The 25,756-nt window shown below is 38.5% G+C and carries 19 protein-coding genes; 9 read left to right on the top strand and 10 right to left on the bottom strand.

All coding sequences use genetic code 11. The annotated features are described in order from the left end of the window. Positions 1-113 precede the first annotated feature (113 nt). Positions 114-1,583, top strand: a complete 1,470-nt coding sequence (locus tag EQG61_RS05285; protein WP_129460863.1) for a TonB-dependent receptor — start codon at positions 114-116, stop codon at positions 1,581-1,583. Between the two features lie 28 nt (positions 1,584-1,611). On the opposite strand, the gene bcp is transcribed toward EQG61_RS05285, so the two are convergent. Continuing rightward, positions 1,612-2,064 (bottom strand): thioredoxin-dependent thiol peroxidase, encoded by a 453-nt coding sequence (gene bcp / locus EQG61_RS05280; RefSeq protein WP_129460862.1) that lies wholly within the window; start codon positions 2,062-2,064, stop codon positions 1,612-1,614. 56 nt (positions 2,065-2,120) lie between these two features. Between bcp and nth the strand changes: the two genes are divergently transcribed. Continuing rightward, positions 2,121-2,777: an endonuclease III gene (gene nth / locus EQG61_RS05275; RefSeq protein ID WP_129460861.1), complete on the top strand. Its 657-nt coding sequence runs from the start codon at positions 2,121-2,123 to the stop codon at positions 2,775-2,777. A 217-nt stretch (positions 2,778-2,994) separates the two neighbouring features. Here the strand turns inward: nth and EQG61_RS05270 are convergent, their stop codons facing one another. After that, a complete protein-coding gene (locus tag EQG61_RS05270; RefSeq protein WP_129460860.1) occupies positions 2,995-3,579 on the bottom strand; it encodes an RNA polymerase sigma factor in 585 nt (194 codons plus the stop codon). 261 nt (positions 3,580-3,840) lie between these two features. On the opposite strand from EQG61_RS05270, the gene uvrA reads away from it, so the two are divergent. Continuing rightward, positions 3,841-6,630, top strand: a complete 2,790-nt coding sequence (uvrA, locus tag EQG61_RS05265; protein WP_129460859.1) for an excinuclease ABC subunit UvrA — start codon at positions 3,841-3,843, stop codon at positions 6,628-6,630. 36 nt (positions 6,631-6,666) lie between these two features. Here uvrA and EQG61_RS05260 read toward each other — a convergent pair whose 3' ends face one another. Then, a complete protein-coding gene (locus EQG61_RS05260) occupies positions 6,667-7,851 on the bottom strand; it encodes a M28 family peptidase (RefSeq protein WP_129460858.1) in 1,185 nt (394 codons plus the stop codon). A gap of 247 nt (positions 7,852-8,098) precedes the next feature. On the opposite strand from EQG61_RS05260, the gene EQG61_RS05255 reads away from it, so the two are divergent. Next, positions 8,099-8,743: a hypothetical protein gene (locus EQG61_RS05255; protein WP_129460857.1), complete on the top strand. Its 645-nt coding sequence runs from the start codon at positions 8,099-8,101 to the stop codon at positions 8,741-8,743. Positions 8,744-8,813: 70 nt separating this feature from the next. Here the strand turns inward: EQG61_RS05255 and EQG61_RS05250 are convergent, their stop codons facing one another. The 4 genes from EQG61_RS05250 to EQG61_RS05235 are packed head-to-tail and all read right to left on the bottom strand — an operon-like array spanning position 8,814 to position 14,297. Then, complete coding sequence (locus EQG61_RS05250) at positions 8,814-10,283, bottom strand: lipopolysaccharide biosynthesis protein (protein WP_129460856.1); 1,470 nt, start codon at positions 10,281-10,283, stop codon at positions 8,814-8,816. Next, positions 10,283-11,575 (bottom strand): glycosyltransferase family 4 protein, encoded by a 1,293-nt coding sequence (locus tag EQG61_RS05245; RefSeq protein ID WP_129460855.1) that lies wholly within the window; start codon positions 11,573-11,575, stop codon positions 10,283-10,285. The genes EQG61_RS05250 and EQG61_RS05245 overlap by 1 nt, the downstream gene beginning before the upstream one ends. Continuing rightward, a complete protein-coding gene (locus EQG61_RS05240; RefSeq protein ID WP_235829027.1) occupies positions 11,575-14,016 on the bottom strand; it encodes a YfhO family protein in 2,442 nt (813 codons plus the stop codon). The genes EQG61_RS05245 and EQG61_RS05240 overlap by 1 nt, the downstream gene beginning before the upstream one ends. Before the next feature lie 29 nt (positions 14,017-14,045). Further along, positions 14,046-14,297 (bottom strand): DUF4834 domain-containing protein, encoded by a 252-nt coding sequence (locus tag EQG61_RS05235; protein ID WP_129460854.1) that lies wholly within the window; start codon positions 14,295-14,297, stop codon positions 14,046-14,048. 110 nt (positions 14,298-14,407) lie between these two features. Here EQG61_RS05235 and EQG61_RS05230 point away from each other — a divergent pair, with 110 nt between their 5' ends. Both EQG61_RS05230 and EQG61_RS05225 read left to right on the top strand, forming a co-directional pair. Then, on the top strand, positions 14,408-15,394 hold the full coding sequence (locus EQG61_RS05230; RefSeq protein WP_129460853.1) for a transporter: 987 nt from the start codon (positions 14,408-14,410) through the stop codon (positions 15,392-15,394). A 3-nt stretch (positions 15,395-15,397) separates the two neighbouring features. Further along, entirely contained in the window at positions 15,398-16,516 is a 1,119-nt protein-coding gene (locus EQG61_RS05225) for a GTP cyclohydrolase (RefSeq protein ID WP_129460852.1), read from the top strand. Here EQG61_RS05225 and EQG61_RS05220 read toward each other — a convergent pair whose 3' ends face one another. Further along, positions 16,517-17,275: a hypothetical protein gene (locus tag EQG61_RS05220; RefSeq protein WP_129460851.1), complete on the bottom strand. Its 759-nt coding sequence runs from the start codon at positions 17,273-17,275 to the stop codon at positions 16,517-16,519. It lies immediately after the preceding gene. A gap of 326 nt (positions 17,276-17,601) precedes the next feature. On the opposite strand from EQG61_RS05220, the gene EQG61_RS05215 reads away from it, so the two are divergent. Then, the gene (locus tag EQG61_RS05215; RefSeq protein ID WP_129460850.1) at positions 17,602-19,008 is read left to right on the top strand and encodes a sensor histidine kinase; all 1,407 of its coding nucleotides are present in this window, start codon (positions 17,602-17,604) and stop codon (positions 19,006-19,008) included. A 45-nt stretch (positions 19,009-19,053) separates the two neighbouring features. Here the strand turns inward: EQG61_RS05215 and EQG61_RS05210 are convergent, their stop codons facing one another. Both EQG61_RS05210 and EQG61_RS05205 read right to left on the bottom strand, forming a co-directional pair. Then, positions 19,054-20,313 carry an aminotransferase class I/II-fold pyridoxal phosphate-dependent enzyme gene (locus tag EQG61_RS05210; RefSeq protein ID WP_129460849.1) on the bottom strand — a complete coding sequence of 420 codons (1,260 nt, stop codon included), beginning with the start codon at positions 20,311-20,313 and terminating at the stop codon, positions 19,054-19,056. 99 nt (positions 20,314-20,412) lie between these two features. Beyond that, on the bottom strand, positions 20,413-22,776 hold the full coding sequence (locus tag EQG61_RS05205) for a hybrid sensor histidine kinase/response regulator (RefSeq protein ID WP_129460848.1): 2,364 nt from the start codon (positions 22,774-22,776) through the stop codon (positions 20,413-20,415). A gap of 238 nt (positions 22,777-23,014) precedes the next feature. On the opposite strand from EQG61_RS05205, the gene EQG61_RS05200 reads away from it, so the two are divergent. Further along, positions 23,015-23,590, top strand: coding sequence for a non-canonical purine NTP diphosphatase (locus tag EQG61_RS05200; protein WP_129460847.1), 576 nt, complete (start codon positions 23,015-23,017; stop codon positions 23,588-23,590). Between the two features lie 209 nt (positions 23,591-23,799). After that, positions 23,800-25,695 (top strand): DEAD/DEAH box helicase, encoded by a 1,896-nt coding sequence (locus EQG61_RS05195; RefSeq protein ID WP_129460846.1) that lies wholly within the window; start codon positions 23,800-23,802, stop codon positions 25,693-25,695. Positions 25,696-25,756 lie beyond the last annotated feature (61 nt).

Genomic DNA, 25,756 nt, shown 5'->3' with positions numbered 1-25,756 from the left:
GAGGTCTTCTTATACCCAAACGGTACAGAAGCGTTAATTTTTCTACAAAATTAGGATTAATTCGCTTTAAATACCGCAATCGTTTTATTAACTTTGCGAGGCATTTTTGAATTATGGCAGGTAACGAATTAAACATCAAGTTAAAAGGAGATCGTGTAATCACACAAATCCCTACAACAAAAGATAAAGCTTTACGCATTAACCTCAACGAAAATATCTACGGAACTTTCGCTGAAATTGGCGCTGGTCAAGAAACGGTGCGTCATTTTTTCCGCGCAGGGGGGTCTTCTGGTACGATTGCGAAAGCGATGTCTGCCTATGACAAAGACTTTAGTGATGCGATTTACGGTAACGAAGAAGATGGTCGTTACGTGACGGAAAGTCGGTTGAAAAAGATGCTCAATCACGAAGTTCGCCTAATCGAAGAACGTTTAAAACGGGATAAACACCCCAATAAAATGTTTTTCAGTTATGCAAATACTGTAGCGACGATTGATTTCGCCAAACAATTCAAAGGCCACGGCTGGGTAGGAATCAAATACCAAGTTGAACCGGATGAAGACTACAACGAAATCACACTTCACATCCGATTTAAAGAAAATGATGCGCGTTTACAACAAGAAACTTTAGGTATTCTTGGGGTAAATTTAATTTATGGCGCCTTTTACAAATACAATGATCCCAAGAAATTGTTGCGTTATTTGTACGACCATTTGGACAAAGACCAATTGGAAATCGACACCATCAATTTCTCCGGACCACGCTTTGCCAATGTAGACAACCGTTTGATGAGTTTGCAATTGGTACGAAATGGTATGACCGATGCCGTGATGTTCAGCCCTGACGGGAAAAACATCTTACCGGCTGCCGTTTTATACAAGAAAAACATCTTAGCTATCCGTGGTAGTTTCCGTCCGGTAACCCGCGTGAATATGGACATGTACAAACGTTCCTTGGAAATGTTTTCTCAAGAAAATAAAGTCGACAAGGAAAATACCTTTGTGGTATTTGAAATTACGTTGTCCAACTTACGTTCAGAGGGCGAAATAGACGAACGCGATTTCATGGACCGCGCCGAATTGCTATGTTCGCTGGGTCAGACAGTAATGATTTCCAATTTCCAAGAGTATTACCGTGTTGTAGAATATTTCTCTAATTATACCAAAGCTCGTATGGGATTGGTGATGGGAGTTAACAACTTGGTCGATATTTTTGATGAAAAATACTACCGCCATTTGAGTGGAGGAATATTGGAAGCCTTTGGTAAATTGTTCTACCGCGATTTAAAAGTATATCTATACCCCATGGAAATGGATGGCGAAATTATCACTTCCCAAAACTTGAAAGTTCACCCACGTATGAAAGAGTTGTATAAATTCTTTGCTTACAATGGTAAAGTGGTGGATGTGACCGACTTTGATCGTACGAACTTGAAAATTTTCTCTCGTGAAGTATTAAAAATGATCACGAGCAACATACCAGGCTGGGAAGCCATGCTACCTATTGGAATTCCAGAATTAATCAAACAACACCATTTGTTTGGTTATGATCCGAATAAGATTTTAGAAGAAGAAGAAGTATAAAAAAATCCCCAAGCTTGGGGATTTTTTATTATCGTAAGATTTGCGCGGCATGCGCTTTTGTTTTCACATCAGTTATCACTTCTTCAATAATGCCTTCTTCATTGATTACAAAAGTAGTTCGATGAATACCGTCGTATTCTCTTCCCATAAATTTCTTGGGACCCCAAACGCCAAAGGCTTGAATCACAGATTTATCTTCATCCGCCAATAAGGGAAAAGGGAATTCATATTTATTTTTAAAGCTCGATTGGGCTTTTGCCGAATCTGCACTGACGCCCAATAAAGCATAATTCTGAGCTTCAAATCGGGCATAATTGTCGCGTAAATCACATGCCTCTGCGGTGCAGCCTGGCGTATTGGCTTTCGGATAAAAGAAAACAACTAATTTTTTACCTGCATAATCAGCTAGTGTATGCGTTGTCCCGTCTTGATCTTTACCCGAGAAATTGGGGGCTTTATCCCCTTTTTGTAATGTGGTCATGCTAATTTTTTATTTGAGTTAGTTTCCTTTAAATTCGCAAAACTAAAAGTACAAAAATGACGAAGAAAGAGCGCGCAACGTTTGTTATAAATACGTTAAATGACCTATATCCCTCGATTCCCATTCCCTTGGATCACAAAGACCCGTATACTCTTTTGATTGCCGTATTATTATCCGCGCAATGTACGGATGTTCGGGTGAATTTAACTACACCTCATCTATTTGCCAAAGCGGATAATCCTTTTGACATGATACAATTAAGTGTGGAGGAAATCCGAGAGATTATCAAACCTTGCGGCCTCTCTCCCATGAAATCCAAAGCCATTTTTGGTTTATCCCAAATTTTGATTGAAAAGTACCAGGGTGAAGTTCCCCAAAGTTTTGAAGCACTGGAAGAACTACCGGGCGTCGGACATAAAACAGCGAGTGTGGTAATGAGTCAGGCCTTTGGTGTGCCTGCCTTTCCGGTGGACACCCATATTCACCGCTTGATGTACCGTTGGGGATTGACCAATGGGAAGAATGTAGTTCAAACCGAAAAAGATGCCAAGGCCATTTTCCCAAAAGAATTGTGGAACGATTTACACCTACAAATCATTTGGTACGGAAGAGAGTATTCACCCGCTCGAGGATGGAATTTAGAAAAAGACATTATCACCAAAACCATCGGAAGAGCGTCAGTGATTAAAGAAGCACAAAAAAAATCCCGATAGGGTTTCTATCGGGAAGTTCATTAATTTGAAATGAGTTCGAAGTTCAAAGTACCGGCTTTTACAATTTTTAATGCTTTAGAATATTGAAGCAAAAAATTCACGGTTTCTTTTTTTGGTAACATTTTTGGAGACTTAGTTTTTGTAGAGTAAAGTTTCGCCATATTGTTTTAATTTGCGTGTTATTCTCTACTATAACGTCTTCGCACTCCAAATATTGTTAATTGGTTAAAATAATTTTATTCTTGTCTATTACTTTACGCAAATTCATGAGTGCATAACGCATTCTCCCTAAGGCGGTATTGATGCTTACCCCAGTAATTTCAGCAATTTCATTGAAACTTAAGTCTTGGTAAATACGCATCACCAACACTTCTTTTTGATCGGCAGGAAGTTCGTCAATGATACGACGCAAATCGTTTTCAATCACTTCGGTGATCAATTGGCCCTCTACATTTTTCGTTTCATCTTTGATAATCGAAAAAATAGAGAACTCGTCCGTTTCCCGCAACATGGGCATCTTTTTATTTTTACGGAAGTGATCAATGATTAGATTGTGCGCAATACGCATCACCCATGGTAGAAACTTACCTTCTTCATTGTATGAATTGGACTTCAACGTTTTAATAACCTTGATAAAAGTGTCTTGAAAAACATCATCTGCCACATCACGATCCGATAATTTTGAGTAAATAAACCCATAAATTTTAGCCTGATGTCTGTGAATTAGAAGTGCCAAAGCGTTTTCATCGCCGGCAATGTACTTCTTTACCAATAAAGCGTCGGGGGTCTGATTAGTAGCCATAAAATTACCTTTTAGTTTTGGGTTAACAATCTAAAATTTTTCTAAAAAGTAATTTTTATCAATAGGCTAAATGCTTTTTGTGGATTATTGTATGGTCAAATATAAAACATAATTTTAACAAAAACCAAACAAAATCAAAAAATTTAACATTTAATCCTGTAAAACACCTCCGTTTATGCAATAAAAATTGCAAAACACCACCAATTGTTTAGCTAGTATTTCCGGGTTCAATTGCTTATCTTTGGCGCTTATCTTTTTGCTATGATTTCCAAAGATATTTCACGTCTCGAACCCAAGAAAAACATACTTATCAAAGGGGCTGGCATCCACAATTTAAAAAATGTAGATGTAGCCATTCCGCGGAACCAATTGGTGGTAATTACCGGTTTGTCAGGGTCAGGAAAATCCTCCATTGCCTTTGACACGCTGTATGCCGAAGGGCAACGCCGTTATGTGGAAAGTTTATCGTCTTACGCACGCCAATTCTTAGGTCGTTTGGACAAACCCAAAGTGGAATATATCAAAGGCATTGCACCAGCAATTGCCATCGAACAAAAAGTAAATACAACCAATGCGCGTTCTACCGTTGGAACCTCCACTGAGATTTATGATTATTTAAAATTGCTTTTTGCCCGAATCGGAAAAACAATTTCACCGATCTCTGGTCAAGAAGTAAAAAAAGACAGTGTTTCTGATGTCATTGATTTTGTGAAAACACTGTCCATCGATTCCAAATGGTTATTGCTTGCTCCTATTCATTTGGAAGAGGGGCGAAAATTGGAAGACAAACTCAACGTACTCCTCCAACAAGGTTTTGCGCGAATTTTAGTAAAAAATGAAACCGTCCGATTGGACGAAATTGATCAACATTCGCTGGATCATAAAGATATTCTCTTAATTATTGACCGAATTGTGGTCAAAGAGGAAGAAGAATTTTACAACCGATTAGCGGATGCCGTTCAAACGGCTTTTTATGAAGGCAAAGGAGTTTGTTTTTTGCAAGAATTGGCCACAGAAGATCGGAAGGAGTTTAGTGCCAATTTTGAATTGGACGGATTGCAATTCTTGGAACCCAATATTCATTTGTTTAGCTTCAACAATCCGTATGGTGCGTGTCCCAAATGCGAGGGCTACGGCAATGTCATCGGAATTGATGAAGATTTGGTCATCCCAAATACAGCGCTTTCCATTTTTGAAAATGCTATTTATCCTTGGCGCGGCGAAAGCATGAGTTGGTACCGCGACCAATTGGTGAATTCTGCCTATAAATATGATTTTCCTATTCATAAACCCTATTTCCAACTTACCCCCGAACAAAAAGAATTACTTTGGACCGGGAACCGGTACTTCATTGGCTTGCATGCCTTTTTCCGTGAATTAGAAGAAAAAAATTATAAGATTCAGAATCGGGTACTATTATCCCGATACCGTGGTAAAACGCGTTGTCCAGAATGCAAAGGGAAACGACTCCGTCCTGAAGCCAATTATGTGCAAGTGGGCGGGAAAACATTGTCTGAATTAGTCGACTTACCGATTCGTCGTTTGACGCCGTTTTTTGAGGAACTTCAACTTTCCGAACACGATTTTGCGGTTGCCAAACGATTGTTGATTGAAATAAAAAACCGTTTGCGTTTCTTGAATAATGTGGGATTGGATTATCTTACTTTAAACCGTAATTCTGCCTCACTTTCAGGTGGAGAATCGCAACGAATCAATCTTGCCACTTCACTGGGAAGTAGCCTTGTGGGTTCGATGTACATTCTCGACGAACCCAGTATTGGCTTGCATCCAAAAGACACCGAATTGTTGATTGAGGTTTTGAAAAACCTACGCGATTTGGGGAATACAGTAATTGTGGTCGAACATGATGAGGATATTATGCGTCAAGCTGACATGATTATCGATATCGGACCGGAAGCTGGGAGTTATGGGGGCGAATTAGTGGCGCAAGGGACTTTTGAAGAAATTCTACAATCGAATTCCTTAACTGCACATTACTTAAATGGAGCATTACAAATTGAAGTCCCCAAAACCCGACGTTCCTGGAATGCTTATATTGATATTTTAGGGGCTCGAGAAAATAACCTTCAAAATCTGGATGTTCGTTTTCCATTAGAATGTTTAACCGTGATTACGGGAGTTTCGGGAAGTGGAAAAAGTACGCTGGTTAAAAAAATCCTTTTCCCAGCTTTACAAAAGAAAATTGAAGGTATCGGTGAAAAAGCCGGGCAATTCTCCGATATGCAAGGACATTATCACCGCATTCATCATATTGAGTACGTGGATCAAAATCCGATAGGCCGCAGTTCACGTTCCAATCCAGTTACCTATATCAAAGCGTATGACGATATCCGGGATTTGTTTGCCAAAGAAAAATTATCCAAAATTCGTGGCTATCAACCCAAACATTTCTCATTCAATGTGGACGGTGGCCGTTGTGAAACCTGTAAAGGGGATGGAACTATCAATGTTGAAATGGTTTTCATGGCCGATGTGGAGTTGCCGTGTGAAACCTGTGGCGGCAAGCGCTTTAAAAAGGAAATTTTGGAAGTTAATTTCAATGGAAAAAATATCGATGACATCCTTTGCATGACGATCGATGATGCAGTGGCCTTTTTCAAAGAGCATAACCAAACTAAAATCATCCAGAAATTACAACCACTTCAAGATGTTGGATTGGGCTATGTGCAATTGGGTCAATCGTCATCAACCCTTTCGGGTGGTGAAGCCCAACGAATCAAATTGGCGTCTTTTTTAGTCAAAGGGGCTTCCAAAGAAAAAGCTTTGTTTGTGTTTGACGAACCCACCACGGGCTTGCATTTTCATGATATTAAAAAATTATTGGCGTCATTCGATGCTCTAATTGAAAAAGGACATTCCATAGTGGTTATTGAACACAATTTGGATTTAATAAAATGTGCCGACTGGCTGATTGATTTAGGTCCGGAAGGTGGTGAAAACGGCGGACAATTATTGGCTGTAGGAACTCCCGAAGAAGTAGCAAAAAACCCAAGTTCAATTACAGGCAAGTATTTAAAAGATAAACTATAACAAAAAACCCTTCTCATTAAAAGAAGGGTTTTTTATTTATTCTAAAACTATTTTCTTCGTGATGCGCTGGCCTTCGGTTTCTAATATACCGAGATACATTCCCCGTGCTAAATGTGACACTGAGAATCCTTGCATCAGCGGTGCATTATCTACAACTTGAGAGAAAACGGTTTTCCCATGGATATCGAGCAATGAAAAAGTATAATGGGTTTGCGGTAATGACCCAAGATTCAAATAAATTTCATTGGTCGCTGGATTTGGAAAAACACTAACCATATAGTCATTTTGCTCAATGGTATTTAATGGTGTTGTACTCGCTACAGCAAAATGCAACATGGCGCCAATGGCTGCTTTGGCCACATTATAATTATAAACCGGATCCATATTGACTAATAAGTCCGTAGCTGTATGCTTATGAGTGGTTTCATTTGTTTCAAAAAAACCGGTAATGACTTCGTTATTACTTTGGAACGACATATAATCTGAAGCATAGGCATACGATAAAAATGTATTTAATGGAGAATACAATTCGGTACAAGCAATCAATTCATTGGTGAAAGTATTCGAAGCCGCATTATTAGTTGTAGGTGTTGATGTATCCCGTTCACAAGTAATGGTATCATTGGTGAGTCCGGCCACTCCCCCTACTTCGTCCAAATTAAACAACAAACGAATATTCATTTTGGGGGATGTCCCGTTGACTACGGTTGTTACGTAGTTCTGACTTCCTTTCAAACCATCTTCTTCCCCCGAAAAATTAATGAATTTGATGGAATATTCAGTGGGGACATTGCGTAACAATCGGGCCACTTCTAAGATAGATGCTACTCCACTTCCGTTATCATTCGTACCCGTTCCAACAATCGAATCATAATGTCCGCAAATAATGACATAGGTATTGGGATAGGTTGTTCCAATTTTGGTAACTACTAAATTTTTACAAGCAGCTGTAGAACCGGAATAGGTATACGAAAACTCTTGAAGCTGACTCGCGGTATAGCCGTAGCTCAAATATTTGTTTTTTAACCAATCTAAGGTATTCTGAAGCGCAGTCGTTCCACGACGTTTTACACCAAGTGCTTCAAATTCGGTTAGACTATTGGTAATATTGGTTTGTGAACATTGATTAACAATATCGGCATACGCTTGAATAAACGTTTGCGCCTTTGAGGCCATTGGGCAAACAAAAAGTACAGTCAGTACTAGTAGGTATTTTTTCATTATTCGATTGAAATCTAGAGTGGGTTTGTTATCCGTTTCAAATGTATAAAAAAAATCCGCATGGAAAAACCCTACTTTTCAACAGCAATTAAATTGTTTTTCAAGTGGTTAAATATCATTAACAAATCGTTGACATCTTATTTAAATCACTTGGCACAGCAATTGAAAATACCCTAACATCAGAAAACAACTGATCGAAGACGCTGAAAATCGAAAGAGTAAGCACCAACGATTAAATTTTTGAATTATGAAAACAATTACCCTTTTAGCAAGCATGGTTTTGATGAGTGGAACGGCTTTAGCAACTCCTACAACTTCAACCCAATTTACTGAGACATACAACAACTGTTTTAGTATGGAAGAACCTATTACGTTCATGGAAAGAGGCATTGAATTTTTCGTATTTCCAAATGGTGATTTTGATTTCAATACCCGTCCAGATGATGTTGCCGGAAGTTATTACTTCCGCAAAGCGAATACCAAAGAAACCGCAAGAGGCAGTCGTCCTGTTAACTACGGTGTACTAATTGAATTTGATAGTTTCGGACGTGTTCGTCGTGTAGGAAACACATTCATCAACTACGACAGTCGTGATCGTGTAAACCGCATCGGGAGTGTATTTATGAGTTATAACCGATTTGCTTTAACACAAATTGGTGGATTGCGAATCATTTACAACCGTTTTGGTGAGATTGTAGATATGATTGGTAGTGTAAAACGCAACGGATTTACACACAACTATTACGGGAACCAAAACACCTATTATGGTGGTGGAAACACTTACAACGGTACAACTTATCAAGATAATGGTCATTACTATTACCGAGAAGACGGTACGAAAGGGAGAATTTCAGAAGAAAATGAAACACGTAAAGAAGAAGAAAAAAAGTAAGAGCTATAGTTAAATAAATTGGTTGGTTAGGTTCGGAGGCCCCGGTAGCACGTCTATCGGGGTTTTCTGTTTATAGGTGAATAGAAAATTTTGCAGCAACGTTTCGAATTACTTGATTCACTTCTGTAGATACCTTCCAATAGTAATGCAATCCCACATAAAACAAAGTAACGATTATCGATTTTAAACCGATGTTTAGAATGGGATGAAACGGAAAATCCCAAAAATAAAACAAGACAAACCCAAGGCAAACAATACCCAATGAAACCCCCGTTTTTGCAGTAAACGGAAACAACTTCATTTTTTTAACCACAAAAAAGAACTTGATGGTGTTATAGATCATAATGGTTAATAAGGTTGCAAAAGCAGAGCCATTAATTCCGTAAAGAGGGATGAAAATGGCATTCAAAACAATCATTAAAAAAACGGTAAACACCCCAAACAAAAGTACGGTTCGGTAATAATGGGTATTGACAATAATCGAATTGTTATTTCCCAACAAAACATCATAGTATTTGGATAAACCAATCATAAATACGACCCAGAGTCCGCCCGAATAATCATCAGGCACAATCTGATACATTTGATTCACGTTGACAAATATGAGCAACATGATGAATCCGCCGGTAACTTGTAAATTGATGGATGTTTTTTGGTACAATTCATTCAGTTCTTCCCATTTTTTCTCCACCATTAATTTGGCTGTAATGGGTGCAACAATTTGGGTCATGGCCCGAAAAGGAACGGCAATAACTGTAGCAAAAAAGATGGCTACTGAGTACACTGCATTTTCTTCTATCGCTTTGTATTTGGGAATAAGTACTTTGTCAAAATCAACTAACATCACCGCTACTCCACCCGAAACAATGATGAAGGTGGAATAATACACCACTTCGCGTATATTTTCAGGAATTACTAAAGTAAACGTAGGGCGTCTGACTTTCATCGCATAAATGAACATTCCTACCGTTTGGGCCAAATAGGCAAAGGCGACACCGTAAACGAATTGCGGTTTGGTTAATACTTCGAAATGCACCATCAAAAGCATAACCATAACTAAAGATCGCACCAAAACTTCGCTGATAAAATTCCCAATCACGGATTGCATGTGGACTTTCACCCAAGCATAAAACACTTCAAAATACGCCATTAACAATCCGACCACAGGAATCAACCAAAAGAAGGGTTTCAAGGATGGATTTTCTTGAAGCCACACTCCGGCAATTTCATCGTAAAATACATAAAACCCGATTCCGAGTGGTACAATCAAAAACAAAGGCATGAAAACGATAAACGACAAAAACTGTTCGCGTTTTTCTTCCGTTTCGTATTGCGAAAAAAAACGAATGATGGTATTTTGAACACCAAAAGCCATGATGGGCATTAAGATATTGGCACCCGATAAAATGGTACTCACAATACCATAGTACTCTTTTTGTAAAAAGGACGTATAAAAAAACAAGGCATTAATCGCTCCAATTCCAAAACCGAAGAATGTAATTAGGGTATTCCGAATGGATTGTGATTGTACGATTCCCATTATACTTGTTCGATTACACGCACCAATTGTTGCGTTAAGTTCTTACGAGAATACTGTTGCAAGCCCACAGCATGTGCGACCAATTGGCCCTTCTGAAAATTGCGGTACCAATCCAATAAGGTCGCCTTCAAAGCTGCTTTCTCATGGTACTCATAAAACATGCCCGTATTGGTTGACTTGACCATGGCGGCAAAGTCGGATCCATTAGGTCCCATCGCTAAAATGGGTCGGCCGGAAACCATATATTCAAAAAGTTTACCCGGAATAATGCTCCGCGTATCCGATGAATTGATTTCGATTAACAACAATACTTGCGATTTTCGTTGGTGGGCTACAGCTGTTTCATGGGACACATAGCCTAGATTATTGACATAGGTTGACAATCCATTTTGAGCAATGCTAGCCAACACTTCTTCGCTGGTTTTACCAATCAATTTTAATTCAAAATCTTGGGCAAAATCAGCATGTTCTGCAATCAATTCCTTGATGGATTCCCATAAGATACTGGGATTACGATCGGATAAAAAAGAACCAATATGGGCCAACGTAAATTTTTGATCCAAGGATTGGGGCGCTACATTTTCGGTATCATAGCCATTGGTGATGACTTCGATAGGACGAGAAGTAAGTTGTTGAAATTCAGTTTTGGTGGTCGGACTCGTTACCAACACTAAATCTGCACTATTAAGTACTTTCTTTTCTAATGCTTTGTGTTTTTTTTCTGCATAGGCCGATAACTTCAAGGCTTTGTGATAACCTATGGTTGTCCAAGGATCACGAAAATCTGCAATCCATTTAACTTTAGTTTGCTTTTGCAATTCTAATCCGATTAAATGCAAACTGTGCGGTGGTCCCGAGGTGATGATGGTTGCTATTTGATGTTCGTCAATATACTTTTTTAAATAAGCAACTGAAGGATTCACCCAAAAAACACGCGCATCGGGAATAAATAAATTACCGCGAACCCAAAGTAAAAAACGTTGCAATACCGTTTGCTTTTTGGTGGCAGGAATAATCCCTGAACTAATTTTTTGGGTTGACTTCTTGGAAAAAAGTCCGGCCAGTAAATACGGCTCCCATATTTTCTTTTTCAAGATAATTGCTTGGGGCGAAACATCGGCCACCAACTTTTCATCTACAATGGGATACGTCGGATTCTCCGGAAGATATACAATAGGTTGCACCCCAAAATCGGGTAAATATTTCACAAACTTCAACCAACGCTGTACTCCAGGTCCGCCTGCTGGTGGCCAGTAATAGGTAATAATAAGTACTTTGTTGGTGTTTGCCATTATGCCTTTCCCTTTTTGCGTGAAAAATAGAACGCCGCTCCCGTGACACCCAACATGAAAAGGAAACTGATTAATGTAATCGTACTTCCCGTTTTCACCACTTGGGGTTCGAATTTAAATACGATTTCATGCTTCCCTGCTGGAATTGGCATTCCGCGTAAAGCAAAATCCACTTTGATATAATCGGTTAATTTGCCATCGATATAGGCATTCCAACCGTTTTTATAATACATTTCAGAGAATACTGCAAAACCTTCTGATTTTGATTGGGATGTATATTTCAACTGATTCGGTTGATACCAAAGCAACTGAATTGCGGCTGTACTATCTTTCACAAAATTGGTCTTGGCCACTTTAAAGTCGGCACTATTGAAAACCGCTTCCTCTTTCGTATTCAACTTATCCAACGCTTTCATCACCGCATCGTCATTCGCGACAGCGGTTAATTTGGATACAAACCATGCATTTCCATTGGCATTGCGATTAACGGTTGGAAACTGCTCCCCTTTTTCATTAACCTGAATAATGTATTTGATATTCAACATATCAATGACTTCCATATTGTTTTTAGCAATTTGGTAGTCGAACAATTCTTGAATAGCTCGAGGTTTCACCGCACTATAACCACCAATGGATTTATGGAAGAACGAAGCGCGAGCACTGCTCATGTTCCCGTCAACATCCAAGACTCTGTAATAGGACGGATCTTGTAAAATTTGTTGATCGGCAGGGGTCATTTCAAAAGGTTGTTCAACTTCTCTTGCAGATACAAAATCTTCACTGTTCACGTATTTTTTATCCACAAAAAACAAATCAAAAACCATAAATAATCCCACCAAAACAACGGCAGTAGAAACGGCTAACTTGTCTTTGGTATAACGCCATAACACTACAAATGCAAGCGCCATCAGCACGCCCGAACGCAACAAATCTGCGGCATACATGGTTTTACGATCTTCTTGTAAGGCGTCGATAAATCCAATTCCAAAACTTTTATCTTGTCCTTCACTAAACATGCGCAGCAAACTGCTATCCATACCACCCGCAAAACTAAATTGACTGCGCAACAGAAACAATCCACCAATAAGAACAAGACAGGTAATTCCGGTTTTTTTCAGACTATCCCAACGTTTATCCGCATCAAATGTCATAAACGAATGCAATCCCATGATGGCTAAAACAGGAATACACAATTCCAAAACCACTTGTATAGAAGAAACAGCTCTGAACTTGTCATAGAGCGGTATGTAATCAATAAAAAAGTCGGTCAAAGCCGGGAAGTTTTTCCCCCATGATAAAACCAAAGAAACTAATGCACCCACAAGAAAAACCCATTTAATCTTGCGTTTATCGTGGTACAAGGCCAATACAAACAAGAAAAACACTACGGCTCCAATGTAGGCGGGGGCCGCAACAATGGGCTGACTTCCCCAATAGGTTCGTGCATAGGCATCGGTAAACTGACGGGCTTCCGCTTCGGTGGCCCCATAATTCAACATGTAATTGTATACACTTGAGTCGTCGCTTAATTTTTCATCATTTCCGCCACCAAATAAACGGGGTGCGATTAAGTTCAAACTTTCGTCAATACCATAGCTGTATTCTGTAATATAGCTGCGATCCAAGGTAGTATTCGACGTTTTGGGTTTGCCCATTTCATCCAATTTCAACGTACTTTTACCACGGGTACTGAATGTTGCATATTCTTGTGTAGCGAGTAAAGCTGTGGCGTTGGCGCCAACCGCTAAAATCAAAGCAACTGCAAACGTTCCTATGATTTTAGGAATATCTTGTAGCGTTTTGTTGACGAACATTTTTACGCCATAGTAAATTCCGATTCCCAACAAGACAATCAACAAATAATAGGTCATTTGGAAGTGGTTCGCATTGATTTCTAGGGCTACGGCAAACATGGTTAGGATTCCGCCCCAAATATAATTGCGCTTAAAAACCATGAGCACACCGGCCACAACTAAAGGCATGTAAGCGATGGCATGCGCTTTGGCATTGTGTCCAACACCAAGAATAACAATCAAATAGGTTGAAAAACCAAAGGCGAGTGCTCCGAAAAAAGCTTTAAGTGGATCGGTTTTCAAGACGAGCATAAGCACATAAAACCCAAGAAAATAGAGGAATAAATAATCGGCGGGTCGCGGAAGAAAACGCAAGACATCATCGATATGTCCTATAAAATCATTGGGGTACTGTGCCCCTAATTGATAGGTGGGCATTCCGCCAAAAGCACTGTTGGTCCAATAGGGTTCGGCATGTTGCGCTGCTCTAAAATCATTTTGCTCTTTGGCCATCCCTGTATACTGCACAATATCGCTTTGGTAGATTTTTTTTCCTTGTAAAACAGGGTAAAAATAAATCAACGACACCATTACAAAACCCAATACGACTAAGGCATGAGGATATATTTTTTTAAAAAAATCTTGCATTTTTTGGTTCATTGGAAAGGTCATTACGGTTAGTCTACTTCTTCAAAATCAATATATTCTCCCACCACTTCTTTGGATTTTTCGGGTGAAGTTGAAGTCGTTTGTTGTTGGGATTGTTGTTGATGTTGACGAAATTTATCTTCCATTTGTTGGTTGGCTTTTTCGACTACTTTTTGCGCTAATACGGGCAATAGTAAGCGTGCCACAAATTTGAATATATAATAAAACAAAAGAATATAAAAGAGTGTACGCACTAAATTATTAAGACTTGCTTCTTGCATTGTACTAATTTTTGTCAAAAATACTAAAAAGCCTAATTCCAATCGTGGGAAACTTCATAAATAAATAATAAAAAGTGTATTTTTGGGACACCTAACTTCGAATAAAAAACATGACAAAACAGCGTTTATTTTTATCCTTATTCTTGATTTTTTCGATGCTTCTGCAAGCACAATATACGGACGAAATCAACACTAACCGTCCGGGAGAATCCATGAATGCCTATGCGGTGGGTAAACAAGTGATTCAATTGGAATCGGGGTTCAATTATGTAAAAGAGCAATACGATAAAAACCTTTACAATACCGAAGGTTATAGCATCAATTTAAATACCCGCTACGGATTTTGGAAAGAGCAATTGGAGGGAATTTTAGAATTGACCTATCAAAACGACACGTATTTTTCCCAAGCGGGTAATTACCACCGTGATGGTTTTAGAAAGGTTGCCTTAGGGTTTAAATACTTAATTTATGACCCGTTTAAAAACTACGAAACCAAGCCCAACGTGTACAGTTGGAAAGCCAACCATAAATTCAATTGGCACATGTTGATCCCAGCGGTTTCGGTATATGCCGGCACCAATATCAAATTTGGGAATTATCCCTTTATGTATAAGGGCGAACAGTATGGAACATTAAGTCCGAAAGCAATGTTGGTCACCCAAAACACCTTCACAGGAGCATGGTCAATAGTCACCAATTTATTTGTGGATAAAATTGCCTCTAATAATCAAACCATTGGTTTTATTGGGACAATTGCAAAAGGATTTAACCGTTGGTCCGGATTTATTGAAGGGAAAATGTTGAGTGGTGGTTACTACAGTGATACCTTTTTTACGATGGGCGCCGCCTATTTGTGGGGATCAAGCTTCCAAGTGGACGCGTATGTGAGTCAGAACATGAAAAACACGCCCAATATTACCTATGCGGGACTTGGAGTTTCCTGGCGAACAGATACCATGTATGAAGATTACATGATTCGATCGCCGAAAGACAAAGACAAAAAGGAGAAGAAAAAATCGAAAGAAGAAAAGAAAAAAGACAAGGATAAGCAAAAACTTAAAAAACGTTTAGACGAAGTTCCTCCCGCAAAACCCTAAAGTATGATTACAATAATAGAAGCGAATACTCCAGCCTTGATGAAGTCATTTGTGATGTTCCCTTTTGGATTATATAAAAATGATTCCAATTGGGTTCCTCCCCTTATTCAAGACGAATTAGACACTTTCGACCCCAAAAAAAATCCATCTTTCTCGAATGCAGAAGCTTATTTTTATTTGGCGTATCAAGATGGTAAAATTGTGGGGAGAATCGCTGCAATAATTAACTGGGAGGAAGTGAATCACCAACAAAAATCCAAAGTTCGATTTGGTTGGTGGGACGTGATTGATGATCTTGAAGTAACCAAAGCGTTGTTGGAAAAAGTATACGCTTTAGGCAAAAAAAACAATTTAAGTTTTGTTGAAGGTCCGATGGGATTTTCCAATTTGGACAAAGTGGGTGTTGTCACTGAAGGTTTTGACCGCATTGCTTCCATGATTACGTGGTATAATTTCCCGTATTACAAAAACCATCTTGAGGCATTAGGGTATGAAAAAGAAAAAGAATACATCGAAAGTCATTTTAGTTTTTCCAATGTCGATATAGCACCGTATAAAAAAGCAGGAGAGTTGATCCGAAAACGGTATGGCTACGTTTCCAAGAGCTTTCAATCGACGAGAGAAATTCTGCCCTATATCGACGAAATGTTTGCCTTATTTAATGAAAGTTATGCCCGATTATCGTCATTTGTAGCGATTAATCAAATTCAAATCGACTACATCAAAGAGAAAAATATTAAATTAATCAACCCCGAATACATCAAGTTTGTTTTTGATAAAGAAGGAAAAATGGTTGCCTTTGGTATTGTAATGCCGAGTTTTTCCAAAGCCTTAAAAAAAGCGAAGGGACGGTTATTCCCTTTTGGATTTTTGCATTTATTACGGGCAAAAAAACACCATGATGAAGTCTTATTTTATTTGATTGGTGTAGATCCCGAACATCAAAATAAAGGGGTCACTGCTTTAATTTTTGAAGAATATTATGATTCATTCACAAAAAACGGAGTGCAAAATTGTATTCGCACTCCGGAATTAGAGGATAATTTGGCCATTCAAAACATTTGGAAAAATTTTAATTCAGAAATTTTCCGCCGTCGAAGAACCTATACAAAAGCGTTATAATTATTTTCCTAAATATACAAACCCATTAATGGCAATATAAGGGTTTTGGATGTTTAAAGCTTGTTGTGTCACTCCACCATTGATGGATGAAGTGGTATGCGAATGGGAACCACTTGACGAAGTGGATGTTGTATTGGTTGAAGCATTTAAAATTTGATATCCAAAAGCTCCAATCAAAGATAGTAAATACGTGGTTGAAGTTCCCGCAGTATGGGTATGTGCGCCATTTGTTGAAGTTGATAGTGTGACATCAGGCAGTTGATTTTGGGCAATTGAAATAGATGAATTACCTCCTGTACCGCCAAGTGTCTTAGTACCGCTGGTTCCCACAATCGTTTTATCGGCTAAATCAGGTAAAGATTCACCAAATCCTAATGCTGTAGCGGCATCTTGTTGCGTGGTAGTCAATGTTGACTTTGATCTTCCATCTAATAAAACCCAACCGTCATGATCTGCTGCTTGAAAACTGTATTTCACATCGCCATAGCTATTTACTTGCTGATAAATAGGCTGCCAAGAAGAACCTCCGTAATAATAATAATGATTATCGGAAGTGAGATAAACCACCTGACCAGCTCGATTACCCGTAGCAGGTAGTGTTGAAATTTGAGGAATCGCAATCCCTGCTGTTGCATCAGGTGCTGCAGGATTGGTTGTTCGTACATCTAAGTCGGCTTGAGGATTGGTTGTTCCTACTCCTACTTGTGCCATAGCTACATTAGCTAGACAAAAACTGATTAATAGTAAGGTTTTTTTCATGGTACTTCATAATTGTTTTTCTGATGGGGCATCAGAATTTTGTTTGACTTCAGTGATTTGCAGAAATACCTTCAGACTAACTAGAGTCTTAATAGATTGTTAGGGCTTAATCCGAGAATAAAATTAGAATTATCTTACAAATTTACCAAAAAAATAATCGGTAAAATACTACAAAAAACGATGAAATGCATTTTTAAATACTTTTTATAGCTTTTTTCTTACATTTTAATAAGTTGCTAATAATCACAATTTTAACATTACAATAAATCTTACAAATAAAAATATGAGTACTTTTATCGTAAGAATAGTCCCCAAAATTGAATTGCATGCTGTCCTATAAAAAAATTTTTGCTCCACATGCCTTACCTCTTTTCTCTGTTTTAATAATTTCAGGGTCTTTATTAATTGCATTAAATTTTTTTTCAATAAAAGTACTCTCGTCTATTCGCGCCTACGTGAATGGTGAATCCCATTATTCTAAAGCACAGAAAGATGCTTCACGTTACCTTATTAGTTATCTCTACACTAAAGATTCATACCAATGGTATTTATTCCAAAAGGAAATTGCAGTGCCAAAAGGAGATGGGGCAGGACGTGTTGAATTAATGAGCACTGGAGATGTAACGAAGGTTAAAGAGGGCTTGCGTGCAGGACGAAATCACGAGGATGATTTGGATGATTTAATATGGGTATTTAACTATTTTCAACGAATACCTTGGGTTAATAAAGCAATTAATGAATGGGAAACAGGCGATCTCATGATAAAAGAATTAGATGAACTAGGGCAAGAAATTCATCATACTATTCAGCATTCAACTGTAAGTCCAGCACTTCGTAATCAGTATTTAAAAAAAATAGGAAACATCAGTGACCGTTTAACAATTAATGAACGAAACTTCTCGAATACCTTTGGTGAAGGTTCGCGTCAAATTCGGGATTATCTTGTTTTATTTGACATCTTTTTTGTTTTTGTGATAATCGTCAGTGTGAGTTTGTATTATCGTCGTTTACTACAAAACTTAGTAAATGTTAACCGTCAATACGATCAAAAAAACAAAGACTTGGAACTCGTCAATAAAGAGCTGGATAAATTTGTATACAGTGCATCCCATGACTTGCGCTCTCCGATTACCTCATTACAAGGATTAATTAACATCATGAAAACGGAAAAAAATCCCGACGAAATTCAAAATTACTTGGGATTAATGAAAGATGTACTGGACAAACAAGATCAATTTATCAAAGACATTGTGGATTATTCCCGAAATAAACGTCAAAAAATAGTACTTGAAACCATTGATTTAAACGAATTATTTGAAGAAACCATCAAACAACATTTGTATATCCTGAATAACCGCAGTATTCAATGGGATAAAAATTGGGAAGTGACACATCTTGTTGCAGATCGATTACGACTGAAAATTATCTTCAATAATTTGGTTTCCAATGCAATAAAATACAGTGATACCAGCAAGGAAACTATTGTGGTTGGTATCGCTGCTGAACCTACCGCTGATGCAGTGCTAATAAAAATATGGGACAACGGAATTGGAATTGCAGCCGACCAATTGCCCAAAATTTTTGAAATGTTTTATGTGACCCAAAATAATAACCGGGGAACGGGGCTCGGACTCTATATTGTTCGCGATGCGATAGATAATTTAAACGGACGCATTGAAGTAACTTCAGAAATAGGAAAAGGAACTACTTTTCACATTTATATCCCCCAATAAAAAATCCACCTTTTCGGGTGGATTTTTTTATTTAAAAAGTATTGCTTACGATACATCAACCGTAGTCGCCTCAGCAATCTTTTTATAGGTACCGTTTTCTAACTTTTCACGGATAGCTTCAAATGCGGATAAAGTTTCATCAATATCTTGAATCGTATGTGATGCCGTTGGAATCATTCGCAATAAGATAATTCCTTTTGGAATGACAGGATATACTACAATCGATAAGAAAATATTGTAGTTCTCACGTAAATCATTCACCATAACCATCGCTTCTGGTATCGAACCTTCTAAGTAAACGGGCGTCACACATGTATTGGTATCGCCAATATTGAAGCCACGTGACGTTAAACCGTTCTGTAAATAATTAACATTATCCCAAAGCTTTTGTTTTAACTCAGGCATAGTTCGCAACATTTCCAAACGTTTTAAAGCGCCAACCGTCATAATCATTGGTAATGACTTAGCAAACATTTGCGAACGTAAGTTGTATTTCAAATAATCAATAATATCTTGCTCTGCTGCTACAAAGGCACCAATACTCGCCATCGATTTTGCGAATGTAGAGAAATACACATCAATTCCGTCTTGGCAACCTTGCTCCTCACCTGCTCCAGCACCTGTTTTACCCAAAGTACCAAAACCGTGTGCATCATCCACCAATAAACGGAAGTTGTATTTTTCTTTTAATGCAACAATCTCTTTTAATTTACCTTGTTGCCCGCGCATTCCGAAAACACCTTCGGTAATCACTAAGATCCCTCCACCGTTTTCTTCTGCCATTTTTGTAGCACGTTGTAAATTCTTTTCTAAACTCTCTACATCATTGTGCTTGTAGGTGAAACGTTTCCCCATGTGTAAACGTACACCGTCAATGATACAGCCGTGAGAGTCTACATCATAAACAATCACGTCGTTTTTCGTTACCAAAGCATCAATAATTGACACCATTCCTTGGTACCCAAAATTCAATAAATATGCCGCTTCTTTTTGTACAAAAGTGGCCAATTCATTTTGCAATTGTTCGTGTATAGTAGTATGCCCACTCATCATTCGCGCACCCATTGGATAAGCGGCTCCATAGTTTTGAGCGGCTTCTGCATCGACTTTGCGAATTTCAGGATGGTTGGCTAAACCCAAATAATCATTGATACTCCAATTCAAAATTTCTTTGCCTTGAAATTGCATACGTGGCCCTAACTCGCCTTCCAATTTTGGAAATACATAATAACCTTCGGCTTGCGAAGCCCATCGTCCTAGCGGACCTTTATTTTGTTGTATTCTTTCAAATAGATCTTTTACCATGATAAAAAATGCGTTTTTTAACGGGGCAAAAGTAGTCATTCATAATCAGCTATCCTAGAAAATACCCTACGATTATATTAACAAAGAAGGGGTTACTTTTTAACTAGCCATGGCTGAAACGATTTGGAATAGCATTTCTTTATCCACGGGTTTGGTCATGTAATGGTTCATTCCGATTTCTTTCACGCGTTCTTTAGTCGTTTCCATGACATCGGCGGTAACGGCTACAATAGGAATATCCGATTCATTGACCCCTGATTTTCCTTCACGAATTGCGATAGTCGTTTCATATCCATCCATTACAGGCATTTGCAAATCCATCAAAATGAGGTTGTAGTTTTTCTGCCCCATGAAATCCAAAGCTTCTTCACCATGATTCGCAAAATCTACTTCCAAATTCTGCCATTTTTTGAAGATCATTTTCAACACCATTTGGTTCATCACATTATCTTCTACCACCAAAATACGTTTGCCTTTTAAGTCATATGAAGGAGCTACGGGCTCTTGAACCACAGGTGCTTTTAATTCGACAACATCCAAATTAAACCCTATCGTACAAACCGTACCCTGGTTTTCCATACTATTGATATCCAAGGTTCCTTGGTGTAAATTCACCAAAGCTTTGACAATATATAATCCCAAACCTAGTCCGCCGTACTTGCGTTTGTTATCAATTTGTTGTTGGGTAAACGATTCAAAAATTTGGTCCATTTTCTCTTTTGGAATCCCTTCACCCGAGTCGGATACCGTAAATTTTAGCGACGTTAAATTATCTGAAGTTTCAGTATTGACTATAAACTTCACAATACCTTCCGCGGTAAATTTCACGGCATTCCCTAAAACATTTTGTAAAATTTGACGCAAACGTTGGGCATCCCCAAATACTTTGTAGGGCAATTCCCCTTCGATCACAAATTGAAAATCCAATCCTTTTTGCTCGGCGCGACCTCTGATTTCCGTCACCAAATCATCCAATACTTTTTGGATGATAAAATTTTGACGTTCCAATTGAATTTCCCCTTTTTCAATTTTGGAAAAATCTAAAATATCATTCACCGAACCCAATAATCCTCTCGAATTACTGCTGATAATTTCACATTTTTCAAGTACCGAACTCATCTGCACTTCCCCTTTGATGGAATCGGTGTAATTGATAATCGCATTTAAAGGTGTGCGCAACTCATGACTGATATTTGATAAGAAATACGTCTTCATTTCGTTCATTTCTTCCGCCTTTTGAAGGGCTTCACCTTGCAATTTTTCCCGATCATCGCGCAATTGCTTGATTAGGTTTGCCATCGAAAGGGAAAGAAACATCACTTCAATTCCGGTTCCTAATTTCGAACTGTTTTCAGTAATAAAACTAACAGGCAATACACTCAAATTTTTGAGAATAAACACCACAAAACCGGTAACCAGTGAAAAAATGCCTAACGAGAAAAATTGATAAACAACACCTGATCGCAAATAAATAATAATCAACGAAGAAATAATTAATATCAGCTCAAATAAACCTGCCAAATTCATGAGAGGATAAGTCAGATGAAATAAATCGGGCAAGAAAATGGTAATCACCATTAATAGTCCCAAAAAGGCATATAAACCATAAAAAAGACGATTCAAACGTTTGCTGACTGTCCATACTTTTAAATAGTATTGAGCATAAGCTCCAAGGAAATACCCTGCAATAATCGCATTAAAAATTACGGCCTTGTCGGAGAACCAACCGGCGTTGGGATCAAAGGTTTGGTGAAAAAAACCATCCAATGAAAACTGCAGCATGCCTATAAAGAACACATACAGACTATAATTCAAAAATACCCGCTCTTTCATTGCAAAATAAAAGAATAAGTAAATAATAGTTGACAATAACAACAAACCATAGAAAAAGCCAAAAACGACCTGCTCAAAGGATGTTTCGTCCATCAAATCATTGGCCGTGTGCAATAATACTGGTGCATTAATTACTTCACCGTCACTTTGCAATTGTATGTAATAGTCTCTTTGTTCCCCCGGCTCCAAATCTATATTGAATAGTGTTTTACGCTGTTTCACCGATTTATTTTGCACAGGAATATCGTCACCGCTGTATTGTTTGTTTATTAAACGGTTGTTTTTGAATTCAAACAAATTCGCATGGTCTACAATGGGTCGCGAAGTTTCTAAGTAATAATAAACCGGTGTTTTGCGATCGTTACGCAATGAAAATTTTATCCAATACTTGTCCGTAGTAAATCCCAGATCTGTATTTTCAACGATAAGTGGTGTGAATTTTTTTTCTTGAAATTGACGAATTTGATTTACCGTCAGTTTTCCCGTCTCATCTTTGTAAAGGGACGCATAGGGATGTAGTGATAAGTGCTCAATTTTTTGGTCGTCAAAGACAAATTGAGCCTGACCCAAATAAGAATACAGTAGCATTAGTATGTAGGTCAAATAACGAAAGTTTGGGGGCGTTTTCATTATCTGTTGTTTTAGAGTGTCGTCGAAATTACGTAAGAACTTCAAAAAAGGTTTACTCACGTAAGACTTCTCTTTATTAAAAAAAGATAAAATTCGCAACTATTTGATATACAATGTTTTAATTTGTAAGCGATTTCTTGTTTATTACAAAATGTTTAATGCAAATAAATTTAAAGTTAAACAAAACATTAGGTGATTTACTCATTTTATTTTCTACTTTTGTTCTAAACCAATAACTATGAAACTCGTCTTTGCATCCAATAATACGCACAAAATTGCCGAAATCAGCGCCATGCTTCCGAAGTCTATCGAATTGGTAGGATTACAAGACATTGGCTGTGATGTCGATATTCCAGAAACCGCTGAAACGATTGAAGGCAATGCGCAATTGAAAGCCGATTATGTAACCCAACACTATGGTCTTCCTTGTTTTGCTGATGATACAGGACTAGAAGTTGAAGCGCTAAATGGTGCTCCTGGGGTGCATTCTGCGCGCTATGCAGGTGAGCAAAAAAACGCTTTGGACAATATGAATAAACTGTTGTTTGAATTGGATAACAAAGCCTCGCGAAAAGCCCAATTCAAAACGGTCATCGCCTTAAATCTCAATGGTGAAACCCACCATTTTACAGGCATAGTAAGTGGTGAGATTATTCGTGAAAAACGCGGTACACAAGGATTTGGCTACGACCCCGTTTTTGTTCCCACTGGACAATCCCAAACCTTTGCCGAGATGGATGCTTCTGAAAAAGCGGCACTAAGTCACCGTGGAAAGGCTGTCCAACAACTAATTACATTTTTATCGGATAAATAATCAATTCATTACGACATCATTACCTATCGGCATACTAAAATTTCAATCTCCTTCTTTTTCCACTAAAATCCTGCATTTATCGCAGTTCAATTTTTAGTAATTCCTTGATTTTCAATCGAAATAGCACAATCCACTTTATTACTAATCACTTAATAATTAGCTATATCCAATTATTAAGTCTACCTTTGCACCCGAATTAATACGATCTAATGAATAAATTTGAACAATTAGGCCTTAACGCCCAGCTTTTACAAGCAATTGGCGATATGGGATTTGAAACTCCGTCGGAGATTCAAGAAAAAGCGATTCCTGTGCTTTTGGAACAGGAGACTGACCTTGTGGCTTTGGCCCAAACCGGAACCGGAAAAACTGCAGCTTTTGGCTTTCCGTTAATACAAAAAATAGATGTCGATGACCGCACTACGCAGGCATTGATTTTGTCCCCAACACGCGAACTGTGTTTGCAAATTACCAACGAATTAAAACAATACTCCAAATACATCAAGGGCCTTAATGTGGTAGCGGTGTACGGAGGTGCTAGCATTACCGAACAAGCTCGAGAAGTGAAACGCGGTGCGCAAATCATTGTTGCGACTCCAGGTCGTATGCAAGACATGATTAACCGTGGTTTTGTAAACATTAAGAACATTGCCTATTGCATCCTAGACGAAGCGGATGAAATGTTGAACATGGGATTCTATGACGACATTTGTTCCATCCTTTCAGATACACCAGATGACAAATCAACTTGGTTGTTTTCTGCAACTATGCCTGCTGAAGTAGCACGTATTGCAAAACAATTCATGTTTGACCCTGAAGAAATTACTGTAGGAGCTAAAAACTCAGGGACCAACACCGTTTCACACGAATTTTATGTAGTAAACGCGCGAGATCGTTACGAAGCATTGAAACGTTTAGCCGATGCCAATCCCGATATTTTCTCGGTGATTTTCTGTCGAACCAAACGCGATACGCAAGCAGTAGCTGAAAAATTAATTGAAGATGGTTATAATGCTGCAGCATTACATGGCGATCTTTCTCAGGCACAACGTGATGCCGTAATGAAATCGTTCCGTGGGCGTCAAATCCAAATGCTTGTTGCAACCGACGTAGCGGCTCGTGGAATTGACGTGGATAACGTAACGCACGTTATTAATTACCAATTACCGGATGAAATTGAAACTTACAACCACCGTTCGGGTCGTACCGGACGTGCGGGTAAATTAGGAACATCCATTGTAATTATTACCAAATCTGAAATCCGTAAAATCCACACAATTGAGAAAATCATCAAACAGAAGTTTGAAGAGAAATCAATTCCGGGCGGAATGGAAATCTGTGAAATTCAGTTGTTACACTTGGCCAACAAGATTAACGATACCGAAATTGATCATGAAATCGACAACTATTTACCGGCTATCAACCAAGTGTTTGAAGGTTTAAGTAAAGAAGAATTGATCCGTAAAATGGTTTCGGTAGAATTTAACCGTTTCTTGAATTATTACAAGAAGAAAAAAGACCTTTCCGGAGAACGCAGCAGCAATGAGCGTAGCTCAGGAGGATCTATCAAAGCAGGTGATGCAGTACGTTATTTCATTAACATTGGATCACGTGATGATTTTGATTGGATGAAATTAAAAGACTTCTTAAAAGAAACCTTGGATTTAGGTCGTGACGACGTATTCAAAGTGGATGTAAAAGAAGGTTTTTCATTCTTCAATACTGATGGTGAACATGCTGAAAAAGTAATGGATATATTTTCCAATTACCAATTGGACGGACGTAAAATCAACGTGGAAATCTCCAAAAACGACGGTGGTAATCGCCGTGGTGGTGGCGGTGGACGTGGTGATTTTGGTGGAAAACGCGAGCGTCGTGATCGTTTTGCCGATCATTCAGAACGCCGAAGCGAACGCCGTGGTGATCGTAACGATACACGTTTTGAAGGTCGCAATGACCGTCGTAGCGATAGTCGCCCCGAAAGACGCCGTTCCGAAGGTGGAAGCACTGAAGGTCGCCGTAGCGAAGGCCGCCGATCTGAAAGTCGCCCAAGCAATCCAGCTAACAAAGCCTTTGAAGCTGCAAAACGTCGCAGAAAAAGTTAATACAAGCCCTCTTCGGAGGGCTTTTTTATTTTAAAAAAATAATAACTCATCATCCGATTGC

This window comes from Flavobacterium stagni, from assembly GCF_004122105.1.
GTDB lineage: Bacteria > Bacteroidota > Bacteroidia > Flavobacteriales > Flavobacteriaceae > Flavobacterium > Flavobacterium stagni.
This window is presented reverse-complemented; position numbering and strand designations above follow the sequence as displayed.